This is a genomic window from Flavobacteriales bacterium (assembly GCA_020635395.1).
Lineage (GTDB): Bacteria > Bacteroidota > Bacteroidia > NS11-12g > UBA9320 > UBA987.
In genome coordinates this window covers 85163-99378 of the sequence record JACJZV010000005.1, presented here as the reverse complement: position 1 = coordinate 99378, position 14216 = coordinate 85163, and the positions used below count along the sequence as shown (strand labels likewise).

15 protein-coding genes are annotated in these 14216 nt (G+C 38.5%); 14 read left to right on the top strand and 1 reads right to left on the bottom strand.

Annotated features, from left to right (window positions below; translation table 11 throughout):
• Positions 1-6: 6 nt before the first annotated feature.
• The 12 genes from H6607_13010 (at position 7) to H6607_12955 (ending at position 10113) form a co-directional block, all read left to right on the top strand.
• Positions 7-1794, top strand: a complete 1788-nt coding sequence (locus H6607_13010; GenBank protein ID MCB9263287.1) for a c-type cytochrome — start codon at positions 7-9, stop codon at positions 1792-1794.
• Positions 1795-1894: 100 nt separating this feature from the next.
• Entirely contained in the window at positions 1895-3706 is a 1812-nt protein-coding gene (locus H6607_13005) for a cbb3-type cytochrome c oxidase subunit I (protein ID MCB9263286.1), read from the top strand.
• A 1-nt stretch (position 3707) separates the two neighbouring features.
• Positions 3708-4742, top strand: coding sequence for a COX15/CtaA family protein (locus H6607_13000; protein MCB9263285.1), 1035 nt, complete (start codon positions 3708-3710; stop codon positions 4740-4742).
• The gene (cyoE, locus tag H6607_12995; protein ID MCB9263284.1) at positions 4739-5629 is read left to right on the top strand and encodes a protoheme IX farnesyltransferase; all 891 of its coding nucleotides are present in this window, start codon (positions 4739-4741) and stop codon (positions 5627-5629) included. The genes H6607_13000 and cyoE overlap by 4 nt, the downstream gene beginning before the upstream one ends.
• A 3-nt stretch (positions 5630-5632) precedes the next feature.
• Positions 5633-6244 carry a cytochrome c oxidase subunit 3 gene (locus H6607_12990; protein ID MCB9263283.1) on the top strand — a complete coding sequence of 204 codons (612 nt, stop codon included), beginning with the start codon at positions 5633-5635 and terminating at the stop codon, positions 6242-6244.
• A gap of 3 nt (positions 6245-6247) precedes the next feature.
• Entirely contained in the window at positions 6248-7093 is an 846-nt protein-coding gene (locus H6607_12985; GenBank protein MCB9263282.1) for a cytochrome c oxidase subunit 3, read from the top strand.
• Between the two features lie 27 nt (positions 7094-7120).
• Positions 7121-7483 carry a cytochrome C oxidase subunit IV family protein gene (locus tag H6607_12980; protein MCB9263281.1) on the top strand — a complete coding sequence of 121 codons (363 nt, stop codon included), beginning with the start codon at positions 7121-7123 and terminating at the stop codon, positions 7481-7483.
• 9 nt (positions 7484-7492) lie between these two features.
• Positions 7493-8230 (top strand): SCO family protein, encoded by a 738-nt coding sequence (locus H6607_12975; GenBank protein ID MCB9263280.1) that lies wholly within the window; start codon positions 7493-7495, stop codon positions 8228-8230.
• Entirely contained in the window at positions 8217-8747 is a 531-nt protein-coding gene (locus tag H6607_12970) for a DUF420 domain-containing protein (protein MCB9263279.1), read from the top strand. Before H6607_12975 ends, H6607_12970 begins: the two co-directional genes overlap by 14 nt.
• 7 nt (positions 8748-8754) lie before the next feature.
• Complete coding sequence (locus H6607_12965; protein MCB9263278.1) at positions 8755-9504, top strand: FkbM family methyltransferase; 750 nt, start codon at positions 8755-8757, stop codon at positions 9502-9504.
• Complete coding sequence (locus H6607_12960) at positions 9501-9749, top strand: hypothetical protein (protein ID MCB9263277.1); 249 nt, start codon at positions 9501-9503, stop codon at positions 9747-9749. The genes H6607_12965 and H6607_12960 overlap by 4 nt, the downstream gene beginning before the upstream one ends.
• Entirely contained in the window at positions 9742-10113 is a 372-nt protein-coding gene (locus tag H6607_12955; protein MCB9263276.1) for a DUF983 domain-containing protein, read from the top strand. Before H6607_12960 ends, H6607_12955 begins: the two co-directional genes overlap by 8 nt.
• A gap of 50 nt (positions 10114-10163) precedes the next feature.
• Here H6607_12955 and recA read toward each other — a convergent pair whose 3' ends face one another.
• Positions 10164-11186, bottom strand: coding sequence for a recombinase RecA (recA, locus tag H6607_12950; GenBank protein ID MCB9263275.1), 1023 nt, complete (start codon positions 11184-11186; stop codon positions 10164-10166).
• A gap of 191 nt (positions 11187-11377) precedes the next feature.
• Here recA and H6607_12945 point away from each other — a divergent pair, with 191 nt between their 5' ends.
• Together H6607_12945 and H6607_12940 are read left to right on the top strand one after the other, a co-directional pair.
• The gene (locus H6607_12945; GenBank protein MCB9263274.1) at positions 11378-13030 is read left to right on the top strand and encodes a hypothetical protein; all 1653 of its coding nucleotides are present in this window, start codon (positions 11378-11380) and stop codon (positions 13028-13030) included.
• A 23-nt stretch (positions 13031-13053) separates the two neighbouring features.
• Positions 13054-14202 (top strand): hypothetical protein, encoded by a 1149-nt coding sequence (locus H6607_12940; protein MCB9263273.1) that lies wholly within the window; start codon positions 13054-13056, stop codon positions 14200-14202.
• Positions 14203-14216: the final 14 nt, after the last annotated feature.

The window sequence follows — 14216 nt, the reverse complement described above, 5'->3', positions numbered from 1 at the left end:
AGATTAATGAATAACTTTTCTTTAATAAAAAGTATGCAATATCGGTTTTTTAAGGTGGTATTTTTATCACTTTTTGTCCTTGTATCAGGTTTACGAGTTTCGGCTCAACTGAAAATTACTCAAAGTGCAACAGGAATGGAAGTTTCCGAGGCAACGGTAAAGGCCGGAGAGGATTTGTTTAAAAACAAGTGTAAAGCCTGTCACGCTTTGGACAACAAAATGGTAGGCCCTGCACTTAAAGGAGTTACAGAGCGAAGAAGCGTTGAGTGGCTTCTGAAATGGGTTAAAAATAACGAGGAGCTCCGAAAAAGCGGAGATGCCGATGCAAATGCAATCTATAAAGAATTCAATGGGGTGGCCATGAATGCATTCCCAGACTTAACAGATGATCAAATTAAGTCTATTCTGATGTACACCGAAAATGGTCCTTTGGCACAAGCTGCTGCAACATCAACAGCTGCCGAGGAAGTGAGTCCGAGTTTGTTTAAAAATTCAAACTGGATGCTGCTTTTGTTAGCCATTTTAATTTTCATTGTTATTGTTTTGATAATCAAAACGTTAAATCTAGTTACCAAAGTTACCGGAAAAGAAGTTGTGCCTTGGGGAAATATTAATGCCGGATTGTTTCTATTGTTCTTAATTGTTGGTATGAGCTTGGCGTTTTGGGAGGTTTCCATACATGGCAAGTATGTGCTAATATATCATGCGGCATCTGAGCATGGAAAAGATATTGACAAGATGATGCGGATAACCTTCCTAATCACTGGGATTGTATTCGTTGTTACTCAAATCCTTCTGTTTTGGTTTGCATTCAAATATCGAGCTAAAAAAGGGGTTAAGGCCTTATACTACCCACACAACGATGCGTTAGAAATTGCTTGGACGGCTTTACCTGCAATAGTACTGACACTATTGGTTTTAGGTGGTCTTAAAACTTGGAAAAAAATAAACAAAGCACCTGCGGAGGGAACAGCACAAATTGAAGTTTTTGCTCAGCAATTCGAATGGAAAGTGCGTTATCCGGGTGCAGATAACAAATTGGGGAATGCCAATTATGTATTGATTTCGGAAACGACAAACCCACTTGGTGTTGCCGTTAGCTCGAGAAACGAAGTGCTTTTGGCAAAATTGAGAAGTGATATACACGATTTTGACTCAATGATTCAGATGTTGGGTCACGATGAAGGAAAATTGCGTGCTCGATTGGGTGGATTAGTTGGTAAAGAGCGAAGAGATTTGTTGGCCCAAATAGATCATTATGCCTCTGGTAAAGAAAAGGCAAGACTTGAATTGCAGATTCAACGTCGTAAAACTCAAATTGAACGTATTGAAGAAGCTATAAAACAAGGCACTTGGTTTGACAAAACAGGTGACGATGACATTATTGGTGATGAAATTCATTTGGTGGTTGACAAGCCTGTGACATTCAAGTTTAGAGCCCGTGATGTAATACATAGTGCTTTAATGAAAGAATTTAGAGCTCAAATGAACGTGGTTCCTGGCATCCCAACTCAATTCACTTTTACGCCTACGGTAACAACCGCTGCTAAACGCGACCAATTGGCAAATCAAGAATTTGATTATTACATCATTTGTAATAAAATATGCGGTGATGGTCACTACAACATGCGTATAAAAATCGTTGTTGAAACTCAGGATGAATATAACCTCTGGATGGAGAAACAAAAAGGCTACTTTATGGCCGAAAAAGTGGAAGAAACTCCTGCTGTAGCACCAAGTGACACCACACAGCATGAAGTAGTAGCAACTGAACCATTAGCAGCCGTTAAATAATTTAAAGACAACACATTAAATAAAAGTAATAAAGATGAGCAACGATCACGGACATCACGAACATCATAAGCAAAGCTTCATTTCGAAGTATGTGTTTAGCATGGATCACAAAATGATTTCCAAACAATTCCTTATTACGGGAATTATTATGGGAGTTATGGGTGTGGCCATGTCCATAATGTTTAGACTTCAGTTGGCTTGGCCGGATACTAATTTCCCTATTCTTAATTGGCTTTTTGGTGATAAATGGGCTGCCAACGGTCGGTTAGATCCCGGATTTTACATGGGCTTGGTTACCATTCACGGTACCATAATGGTGTTTTATGTGTTAACAGCAGGATTAAGCGGAACATTCTCAAACCTACTTATTCCGTTGCAAGTGGGAGCAAGAGATATGGCCTCACCGTTTATGAATATGCTTAGCTACTGGTTCTTCTTCTTATCAAGTGTTGTGCTTATGTCGAGCATGTTTGTGGCCACTGGCCCTGCATCTGGCGGATGGACAATTTATCCTACTTTGAGTGCTATTGAAGAAGCAATGCCGGGTTCGGGCATGGGTATGACCCTGTGGTTGATTGCCATTATTCTTTTTGTTGTATCTGCTCTTTTAGGGGGTATAAATTATATTGCTACCATCCTTAATATGCGAACCAAAGGTATGTCGATGAATAGATTGCCCTTGACTATTTGGGCATTTTTCCTAACAGCCATTTTGGGTCTTCTGTCCTTTCCGGTGCTTTTAGGTGGAGGTCTTTTGTTGATGTTTGACAGAATGGCCGATACAAGTTTTTACGTATCAGAGGTATTTATTAAAGGTGTCGGAGCTTTGGAGCAAGTAGGTGGAAGCCCTATTCTATTCCAACACTTATTCTGGTTCCTTGGTCACCCAGAGGTGTATATCATCATTATGCCGGCTTTGGGTATAACATCAGAAGTTATTGCTGTAAATGCAAGAAAACCAATTTTTGGATATACCGCCATGGTTATTTCGTTGATGGGTATCTCTATACTTTCGTTCTTGGTTTGGGGGCACCACATGTTTATAACAGGTATGTCTCCGGTGTTGGGAACATTGTTTTTAATCATGACATTGATTATTGCCGTGCCGTCTGCGGTAAAGACCTTCAACTATCTGGCCACTTTGTGGAGAGGTAGCATTCGTTATACCAACGGTATGATGTTTGCCATCGGTTTGGTTTCGTTGTTTATCACTGGAGGTTTAACGGGTTTATTCTTAGGTAATGCAGCGTTAGATATAACCCTTCACGATACCTATTTTGTTGTAGCTCACTTCCACTTAGTAATGGGTAGTTCTGCCATATTTGGTATGATGGCAGGTATTTATCATTGGTATCCTCGTATGTTTGGTCGCATGATGAATAGGCCTTTAGGTTATCTCCATTTTTGGATGACATTCATTGCCGCGTATATGGTATTTTTCCCAATGCACTTTCAAGGTTTGGCGGGTGTGCCACGTCGTTACTATGAGTTTAGCCTATTGCCCGAGTTTCAAGTGTGGTGGGATGTAAATGTATTTATCAGCTTAGGTGCTATTTTGGGTGGCGTTGCTCAGATTATTTTCCTTTACAACTTCTTTAGCAGCATTTTCTTTGGAGAAAAATCAGAGCAAAACCCATGGAAAGCCAACACATTGGAATGGACTGCTCCTGTAGAACATATCCATGGCAACTGGCCAGGTGCAATACCAACGGTTTATCGTGGGCCTTACGAATATAGCCGCCCTGATATGGATGAAGATTATCTTCCGCAAAACGTTCCAGATATGGGTTCGGCAGAGGAAGTGCATATAAAACCAGTTACTCCTATAGTTGAGGATGCTAAAGAACCATCGGGTGAAAACGTTGTTTTCTTTAGCCTATTGAAAAATTGGTTAGGTTTAAATAAAGCCTAAATTGTTTACCCGTCGGTTTTACGATCGATATTGTAAACTCACCATAATAGGGATTATTTTTCTCTTTTTTATAGGGGGAATGGTTCGGATAACGGGTGCAGGAATGGGATGTCCTGATTGGCCAAAATGCTTTGGACAATGGGTTCCTCCGACGGATGAAAGCCAATTGCCAGACAATTTTGAAAAAGAATTTATTGCAAAAAGAAAAATAAAAAATAGCCGTTTGGCAGATATTTTGAAAACATTCGGATTTGATAATAAAGCGTCTATTGTTGCTTCAACAAATGTTGAGAGCATAGAGCCTTTTAATGTCCGAAAAACCTACACCGAATATGTAAACCGTTTGTGGGGTGCCATTACAGGAATATTTGCATTGATTGCCACTTTATCTTCTTTTCAATTTTGGAAAAAACAACGAGCCGTCACTTTCTTCAGCTTATTGGGGGTATTATTTGTGGCCTTTAACGGATGGTTGGGTTCTGTGGTGGTAGATACCAATCTTTTAGGAGGTATTGTAACTATTCATTTTCTCTTGGCTTTTGGGGCAATTACCAGTTTTATGTTGGCCTATTATTGGGGAAAAGAAGTGGAGGGAAAAACCACGGTATCATTGAAAGCATTGATAATAATGTCAGTACTTTTATCTTTAATACAACTAATTCTTGGCACTTCGGTTCGAGAAAAAATTGATATTTTAGCGATGAATGGTGTATCTATTGGCCTCGATAATTTTGGCAAAATAGGGGAGTCTTTTACCATACATCGAATAATATCATTTGTTGGTTTGGCATTAACCATACTTGTTTGGCAACTCAACAGAAAAGGAACGAACAGACCACGCACAAGTTTGATTCTATTGTCGATAGTGGCAATGATTCTACTCCAAATTTTAACTGGAGTTCTTAATATACGAATGAGTTTTCCGGCTGTTGCACGCCTATTGCACATTGTTTTCGGAAGTCTCACTTTGGTTGGTTTCATCTATTTGACAATCCAAGAATTGAAATCAGAAATTCTAAATACCGATAAGAAGTGAACAGAGCAATATCCATATCGTCAGTGAGTTGGTCGGCCAAATTGGTTGATTACCATCAATTGGCAAAAACCCGCTTAACTTTTACGGTAGTTCTTTCTGCCGTATTGGGCTTTCTTATTGCCGCAAATGCCGAGACAAATTATAGCCATTTGTGGGCATTGATTTTTGGTGGTTTTTTGGTGGTTGCTTCGTCCAATGGGTTGAATCAAATCATTGAAAAAGATTTTGACAAATTAATGGTAAGAACCAACAATCGACCCGTTGCAAAAAATAGGATGTCTGTTGCAGAAGCAGCAACTTTCTGCATTATATCTGGGGTTTTAGGAGTTTATATTTTAGGAACATACCTAAATACTTTAAGTGGTATTTTAGGCCTTTTTGCTCTTTTGAGTTATGCCTTTTTATATACCCCGCTCAAAAGAATAAGCCCCATTGCAGTTTTTGTGGGAGCTTTTCCTGGAGCCATACCACCCCTGTTGGGTTGGGCTGCTGCCACTGGAAGTTTACCGCTTGCTGCATGGGTAATTTTCGCTATTCAATTTGTTTGGCAATTCCCTCATTTTTGGTCTATTGCATGGATTTTGGATGAAGATTATCAGCGTGCAGGATACAGACTTTTACCATCAAGGATGGGAAAAGATAAGAAAACCGGAAGGCTGACAATTTGGTATATTTTAGTTTTGATAAGCATTAGCATTTTACCTTTTGTTTTAGGTATAACGGGCATTGTTTCGCTCATAATTGCTATTATCTGTGGAATCTTTTTTTTACATCAAGGAGTTAAGTTTTATAAATCATGCAGTACAAAAGATGCAAAACGGTTGATGTTTTATTCAATTGTTTACAATCCGGTAGTGTTGCTTGCATTTGTTTTGGATAAGATATAAAATATGCTTTTGGCAGAATCGCAAAAAATAGGGAATAACGAATATGGGGTTCAACCTCGTAAGTTTTCGCTGTGGTTGCTCATAATGAGTATGTGCATGTTTTTTGCCGGTTTAACAAGCGTTATCATTGTTCGGATGTCTGAAGGAAATTGGTTTAAATTTGATTTACCTTCTGAGTTTGTGTGGTCCACTTTGGCAGTTGTATTAAGCAGTTTGACAATGATTTTGGCCTATAAATCAGCCAAGAAGGACAACCTTTTAGCCACCCAAATTTTTTTGGGACTTACCCTAATGCTGGGTTTGACCTTTGTTTTTCTTCAAATAAATGGATTTGAAACCTTGAATAGTCATGGAATTTTCTTTGCTCCCAAAAAGGGAAGTCAAGGTGGAATGATTTCCGGATCATTCGTATTTCTTTTGGTTGCAGCTCACTTGGCTCACCTTGCCGGAGGAATCATTTTTATTTTAGTCGTTTTTGTAAAGAGTTTTTTATATAAAGTTCATAAAAAGAATACATTGTCTATCAGCATGTGCAACACATACTGGCACTTTGTTGGAATCTTATGGCTTTATTTATACATGTTTTTATATTTAGCACCGAAATTATTACTGTAGATTATGTCGAATCACACTGTAAATACATTATCCACATGGGCTGGCGGTAAGTCACCGTTTAAAATTAGTTATGGCAAACTGATGATGTGGTTTTTCTTGCTTTCTGACGCTTTTACTTTTTCATCGCTTTTGGTAGGCTACGGAGCCGTTCGGTTCTCGAAAGACGCCGTGCCCGAAGAAAAAATGGAAATGGTACGTCAAAAGTTAAAATTCAATGACAACGTGGCCAATTATGCTGCAGGAGCAGTTGCTACAACCCACGATGCTACAGATGCACACGGTGTAGCCGAAGGTCATGAAGATGCTGGACACCACTTTATCAGTGCTTTGCGAAGCGAAGGGGTTTTTTCTGCCGACCACTGGCCGGCACCGGAATTGGTGTTCAACCACTTCCCATTTCTTCATGGAAGACATTTGCCGCTTATGTTTGTGAGTTTAATGACTTTTATCCTGATTCTCAGTAGTGTAACGATGGTTTTGGCAGTAGAAGCCGGACAGCGAATGGATAAGAAGAATGTGCAGAAATATATGATTTATACCATTATTGGCGGTGCAATGTTCTTGGGCTGTCAGGCTTGGGAGTGGACTCAGTTTATTGGAGAAGGAGCAACTTTAAACGGAAACCCATTTGGACCCGTAACTTTTGCTGCATTGTTCTTTTTAGTAACCGGATTCCACGGTTTCCACGTTTTGAGTGGTGTGGTTTTGAATATTGTAATTTTCTTGAACGTTGTTAAAGGAACTTATGAAAAACGCGGACATTATGAAATGGTTGAAAAAACCGGACTATACTGGCACTTTGTTGATTTGGTTTGGGTATTTGTTTTCACATTCTTCTACCTTATATAGTTTTTGAATTAAAAAAATTAGTTAAAAATGGCACATCACAGCAACGAACCTGTTAATATTCACGATGAGGTAAATTACGACCCAACAGTTTGGGTTCCAAAAGCTCATTCGCATGGCACTAAAGCTTTAATGCAAACGTTTCTTTTGCTTTCAGTAATAACGATTGTTGACATTATTCTTTACTTTTCTATCGATCCGGGAATGACGCGAAACGTTATTTTTATTGGACTTGGAATTGTTAAGGCAGCATTCATTGTGTATGTTTTTATGCACCTAACGTATGAACAAAAAGCATTGAAAATGTCTATTGTTTTGCCAATGATTTTGGTGTTGTACCTTATTGCTTATTTGCTTTGGGACTCCGATTTTTGGCATTTCTTAAACTACTAATTTTTGTAGGTGGATACTACCAAAAGAGGTAAACTTTATTTAGCTCTTCTGCTCATTGTTCCTGTTTTGCTATTCTTTTGGTGGCACAATGCAAAACAAAAATTTACTGCCTGCGATGTTCAGGGTAGTTTTTATGCCTTGAAGAGCGAGGTATCAGAAGAGATGCTCAACTCTTCAAAAAACAACTTCTTTGTTAGAAATGACAGCGTTTTTGAGGCGTGGACTCTCCGAGATTTTCATTTGAAAGATCAAACGGGTCGCGAGGTTTCATTGGCTGATTTTAAGGATAAAATAATTGTGGCAAACTTCTTTTATGCAAGTTGCCCCAAGATTTGCCCCAAAATGAATTCCAACCTTAAACTTGTGGTAGATCAATTTGCCGAGCATCCTGATGTCGTTTTTCTCTCACATACCGTAGATCCCGAAAACGACTCGGTATCCGTTTTGGCAGATTATGCCAAAGCCTATGGTTACCCAACAAGCAAATGGTATTTTCTGACTGGAGATAAAGACGAAATATACGATTTGGGATTAAACCATTACCACGCGGCAACGCCCGAAGGAGACGGGAAAACAGATTTTTTTCATAGCACCATGGTGTTTACAGTTGACCCCAAAGGCCGAATGCGTGAATATTTTGAAACGTATGAAAACCCCCATTTTGTTAATGAATTAAAAGCCAGCATTAAAAACTTAATCGCTGAATACCATTTTCCGGAAAACTATAAAAAGGATGAAAAACGATAAACTAGTTTTTAGAATTGCATTAGCCGTTTCGGCTTTAGTTTTTGTTTTGGTTATCATCTTAAACCGAAAATTGATTACTCCCCCAGAAACTCCGGCATTTGTTTTTCAATTTCCTAAAATCATTGCAGCTATAAATGCCGTTTGTTCGGTTTTGTTAATTCTAAGTTTTAGGGCTATTAAACAAAAAAAGGTTGCTTTGCATAAAAAGTATAACCTTACCACGTTTGCATTATCAGCATTGTTTTTAATCTTTTATGTTACTTTTCATTTTTTTGTTGATGAAACTACATTTGGTGGCACGGGCATCGTTCGTCCGATTTATTATTTTATACTTATAACACATATCGTTTTGGCTGCTATAATTTTACCACTTATTCTTATGTCGTTTTATTATGGACTAAATAACAAAGTGGAAAAGCATCGAAAACTGGTAAAATGGACTTTCCCATTGTGGCTATATGTAACTGTTTCTGGAGTGATTGTTTATTTTATGATAAGTCCACATTATCCTTTTTAAATAAAAGTTGAAAAGTACTATTCAATATTTTCTGCAAAGAATGTTGGGCATGACTGCCTATCTTAAAATATTTTCGTGGTACAAAATAAAAACACTTAAAAACGATAAAGGCGAAAACGATTTTTTCTTTTTCCTCAATTTAATTCCAGCTAATTCTGATGTGTTGGACATTGGTGCAAACATCGGAATCATGGCATACTACCTATCTAAAAAGGCTGCACAAAACAAGGTTATTGCTTTTGAGCCAATGCCCCAAAACTTGCAAACCCTGCATTGGGTAAAATCTAAATTCAACCTTAAAAATTTGACCATTTTAAATTTGGCTTTGGGCAACCAGAATGGGGAAATTGAAATGGTGCTTCCGGTGGTTGATAAGGTCAAAAAACAAGGTTTAAGTCATGTACTTACTGATGAAATCAAAGAATTTAACGAAGGCGAAACATTTAAGGCCAAAATGTGCAAACTCGACGACATACAGGAACTTGTAAAGCTAAATATTAAAGCAATAAAAATTGATGTTGAAAATTTTGAGTACCAGGTTTTTAGAGGTGCTGAGTCAATTTTGAAACAACACAAACCAATTATTTACTGCGAGCTTTGGGACAATAAAAATCGTTACGATTGCTTTGATTATTTAACCTCGCTTGGGTATAAAATTATGGTAAAACAAGACAATGATATTGTTGAGTTTGATGCCAAAAATCATACTACGCAAAACTTTTTCTTTGTTCATTATTCAGCTAATTTTGTGGCATGAAGAAAGCATTTCTGAGGATTTTTATACTTGTGCTTTTTGTTTCTGTATTTATGTGCGGGGCAGAGGTTTATGCTCAATGTCCAATGTGCCGCAGTGCAGTAGAATCTGCAATGCAGAATGAGGGCAACAAAGTAGGAGTGGGGCTAAACAAAGGCATTTTATATCTGTTGGCAACGCCATACATCATTGTTGCTTTTATCGGAACGCTTTGGTACAAAAAGAATAAACGTACGCGAAATGCCTAAATCAGGTTTGTCAGCATTTATGGGCGGCAAATGCCCTCAGTGCCGCCGTGGGTCTATATTTACAGGAAGTTTGTTCAGCAAAAAATTTAAAGATGTTCACGAGCATTGCCCAAGTTGTGGAGTGAAATTTGAGCAAGAACCCGGTTTTTTTTGGGGGGCAATGTATTTTAGCTATGCACTTATTGTGGGTATGCTCATTGTCTTATCGGTTATCATGTTTACCCTATACGATGACCCATCGTTAACCCTTTTGGCCATAGTAATTATTGCAGCCGTGGTTCTGTTTTTGCCTTTTATTGTTCGGCTTTCTCGACTGTTGTTAATTTATATAGCGGCACCATACAGAAGGTATAAAGGGAAATAGATTGAGTTTAATTTTGCTGAATTAAACCCAATCTTTATCAAATCAATTCACTATTCCCCATCTACTTTAGCACCAACTCCGTCCATCATTTTGGCTTTTACCTGGTTTTCAATTTCTTCCATCATTTCAGGATTGTCCAACAAAAGTTTTCGCACAGCATCACGGCCTTGGCCTAGTTTTGTGCCATTATAACTAAACCAACTTCCGCTTTTTTGAACCACTTCGGCATCGGTTGCCAAATCAAGCACTTCGCCCGATTTTGAAATACCTTCTCCATACATAATATCAAACTCCACAACCCTAAAAGGTGGTGCCACTTTATTTTTAGCCACTTTTACTTTTACGCGGTTTCCAACAATGTCCACACCATCTTTTATTTGGCCTATTCTTCGAATATCCAATCGCACGGAGGCATAAAATTTCAAGGCATTACCACCGGTTGTAGTTTCAGGATTGCCAAACATAACACCAATTTTTTCTCTTAACTGGTTGATGAAAATGCAGATACATCCTGTTTTGTTGATGGTTCCCGTTAATTTTCTAAGTGCTTGCGACATTAATCGGGCGTGCAAGCCCATTTTAGAATCGCCCATATCGCCTTCTAATTCGGCACGAGGCACCAATGCTGCTACCGAGTCAATAACAATCACATCAATGGCTCCCGAACGAATTAAATTGTCGGCAATTTCTAAGGCCTGCTCTCCATCATCGGGTTGCGAAATCAATAGTTCCTCCGTATTTACGCCAATTTTTTCGGCATAAAAACGGTCGAAAGCATGCTCTGCGTCAATGAACGCTGCAATGCCTCCAAGTTTTTGAGCTTCCGAAACGCAGTGCATAGCAAGTGTTGTTTTACCGGACGATTCAGGGCCGTAAATTTCAATAATACGCCCTTTTGGAAACCCGCCAACGCCCAATGCCATGTCCAAACCGAGTGAACCTGTAGAAATTGAAGGAATATTTGAAACTGAGTCATCGTCCATTTTCATTACGATGCCCTTGCCATAAGACTTTTCAAGTTTGTCGATGGTTAGCTTTAACGCTTTTAATTTTTCTGAATTATCGTTAGACATTTGAATTAAATTATAAATGAATGTTCAAATATAAAGTCCCAAAAATATCATGCTTCCAAAAGTGATTTTTTGTTGATAAAAAGGTGTAATTGAATACCGATGTGGATACCTTCTGCCCAAATTGACCGTTAATGTGGAAATGTTGCTTGTCTTAAAAAGCTCATTTGTTCTAATTTTGAGTGCTTAAAGTTATGCGGAAATTCAGCTTAGTTATTGCGATTTTTTGTTTGGGGCTGCCTTTGGGAGCATTGGCACAGTTAGATACTTCTAAATCGATTGATATTGTGGTGTTGGGGCAATATAGACCCAAGTTGTCTATGGCCAACAAAATTATAACCAACCCGGATGTGGAACCCGTTAAAGGCACCACGCCAACCTTTACCTACAATCTTCCAAACTTTGCTTATTCTGTTTTACCAACATACCGACCTGCACCTGCCATTGGCGTAAAATCAGAAATGGACGAGCCACTATTTGGCAATTATTTTAAACTTGGTGCGGGAAATTATGTTACTCCTTATGCCGAATTCAGGGTGCATAGTGTTCGGAACAAAGCCTTTAATTATGGGGTATATGGCACGCATCTTTCATCGAATGCCGGAAATCCGAAAAATGCCGATTTTAGCGATAATCGATTGGGCGTTATGGGCGAAAAGGTAGGTAAAAAGGCCAACCTTACCGGAAAATTAAATTACGAACGGCACGTGGTTCATTTTTATGGATATGATGATACCTTTAATTTTGAGAAGGTTCAGATAAATCAGATTTTTAATGATTTCAACGGCATACTCACATACAACAGAGGGTATGAAACAATGAAAATTGGCACGTTGGCCGATTTTAAATTTTATACCCTGTCGGCACATGCCAGTGGATTGAGGGAAAATAATTATGATGGAGGCTTTGCCGTTCGCGGAAAAATGAAAGGCAAAAACGAAATCAATTTTAGAGCAAATGTCGATTATACGCAGCTTTTTGATGGCGGAAAATCCGTTCAAAACAGAACCTTCATTCGCATAAAGCCTAACTATTCTTTTGTTTATGTTACACCTCAAAAAATCGACCTTGACGTAAAAGCAGGATTAAATACTGTAGTGGCTTTGGACAGCAATGGCTCAAAGGTGTATGTGTTTCCTGATATTTATGCTGAGCATTTTTTGGTTCCCAAAAAAGTGGTGGCCTTTGCCCAAATTGGTGGCGATGTGCAAAAAAATGCACTTAGACAGTTGTCGTATATCAACCCATTTATGGGCAGCAACGTGGCTTTTAAAAACACCATTAACGAGTTTTCGGCGGTTGCCGGTTTGAGAGGAGTTATTTTGAAAAAACTCGATTATTTGTTAAAAATTAAATTTTCAGCTGATAAAAATTTGCCTTTGTTTTTGACGGATACCTTTGCCACCCGCACGTTTGGAGTTGTTTATGACAATGTGAAAACCACCGGTTTTACAAGCGGTTTTGGATTTAGGCTGAATGAACGTTTTTTTATTCAGGCCGCCGCCACACTTTATAGCTACAACACTACCTTTCAGTCCGACCCCTGGCAATTACCCCTTTACGACATTGATTTGAATACCCGAATGATTGTGGCTAAAAAGCTGAACTTACGGGCACAGGCTTATTTTATTGGTGATAGAATTGCAAAAGATAGATTTGAGAAGGGTGCAAAACCACAAACCTTACCACCGATTTTGGATTTTAACCTGATGGCTGATTATCGTTACAAAAAGAACATATCCTTTTTCTTGAACGTAAATAATATTTCGAGTGTTCGATACCAAAAATGGTATGGATATAAATCGTATGGAATAAATTTGTTGGCTGGAATTACGTTTTCGCTATAAATTTTTAAGAAGGAATTAAAAGAATGGAATTGATTGACTTAGTATCTGAATTGCTCTACAAACACAATTGTGTTATCATCCCTGATTTTGGTGGATTTGTAGGCAATTTTAAGTCAACCGATTTTGACCAAAACCGAAACTTGGTTTCTCCAACCCGTAAAAAAGTAGCCTTCAATCAAAGTTTAACCGAAAATGACGGATTGCTTATTAATGCCCTGATGAGTCGGAAGGGCATTGATTATGACCAAGCCGAAAAGGAAGTTTATCTTTTTTCTAAATTTCTGAAAGACAGAATTTTAGACTACAAAAATTACGAATTTAAGAATGTTGGCTCTTTGTATTTAAACAAAGAAGACAAGTTGATTTTTGTTGCCTACGATGGTTTGAACTTTTATAAAAAAAGCTACGGCCTGCAAGATGTGAAAGTTAAACGGTTGGCAAAAGCAGTAGAAATAGAAAAATTGCAGACGCAAACCGCTGTTTTGGAGGTAGCGGAGCAGCCTGATTCGTCAAACCACGAAATAAGGAGGATTGAACCACCTGACACCAGGTTGCCAAAGCGAAAAGGATTTATTGGGAAGATTTATTGGCCTCAAGTGGCCGCATCTGTGGCATTGGTTCTTGTTTTTGCAGCGGTATTATTTCAACTTATAAAAACCGCAGACTTACCTCAGGCTAACCACAAAAACCATCAACCAACCGATTCGAAAGCTTCGTTGGTGCCTTCTTTTGACACGGAAACAGTGGTAGAACCAAAAAATGCTGAAGTTGCTAAAGTTTCGGAATCCATGGATTACATAGATGTAACCGATAGAGTGATTGAACCAAAAGAACAGGTAAAACCGAAAGCGGAAGAACCAATTGTTGAAAAGAAAATAGCGGCTGTTGAGCCGGTTAAACCGAAGGTTGTAGAACAATCCAAGCAACCAACATCTACCGATAAGGGTATTTTTTATGTGGTGGTCGGAACTAATTTGTCGGCAGCAGAAAAAGCCACAAAATCTTCTCGATTGGAAAGAAAACAATACACTGTTTTTGAAATTGAGGATAAACAAACCCGCTACTTGTGCCTCGAAAAATTTGTTTCTAAGCAAATTGCACAAGAATTTTTGGACTTGGTTAAACGCTATGATGACAAATCTGCGTTTATCTATGAAACGAGCCAGAAATAAGATTGATAATTACA

Bases quoted from the DNA above. Each gene is read 5' to 3' on its own strand.
- H6607_12970 (MCB9263279.1), top strand. From the start codon at position 8,217: ATGAAAAACGATAAACTAGTTTTTAGAATTGCATTAGCCGTTTCGGCT.
- H6607_12945 (MCB9263274.1), top strand. From the start codon at position 11,378: ATGCGGAAATTCAGCTTAGTTATTGCGATTTTTTGTTTGGGGCTGCCT.
- recA (MCB9263275.1), bottom strand. From the start codon at position 11,186: ATGTCTAACGATAATTCAGAAAAATTAAAAGCGTTAAAGCTAACCATC.
- H6607_12985 (MCB9263282.1), top strand. From the start codon at position 6,248: ATGTCGAATCACACTGTAAATACATTATCCACATGGGCTGGCGGTAAG.
- H6607_12980 (MCB9263281.1), top strand. From the start codon at position 7,121: ATGGCACATCACAGCAACGAACCTGTTAATATTCACGATGAGGTAAAT.
- H6607_13005 (MCB9263286.1), top strand. From the start codon at position 1,895: ATGGATCACAAAATGATTTCCAAACAATTCCTTATTACGGGAATTATT.
- H6607_12940 (MCB9263273.1), top strand. From the start codon at position 13,054: ATGGAATTGATTGACTTAGTATCTGAATTGCTCTACAAACACAATTGT.
- H6607_12990 (MCB9263283.1), top strand. From the start codon at position 5,633: ATGCTTTTGGCAGAATCGCAAAAAATAGGGAATAACGAATATGGGGTT.
- H6607_12955 (MCB9263276.1), top strand. From the start codon at position 9,742: ATGCCTAAATCAGGTTTGTCAGCATTTATGGGCGGCAAATGCCCTCAG.
- H6607_13010 (MCB9263287.1), top strand. From the start codon at position 7: ATGAATAACTTTTCTTTAATAAAAAGTATGCAATATCGGTTTTTTAAG.
- H6607_12960 (MCB9263277.1), top strand. From the start codon at position 9,501: ATGAAGAAAGCATTTCTGAGGATTTTTATACTTGTGCTTTTTGTTTCT.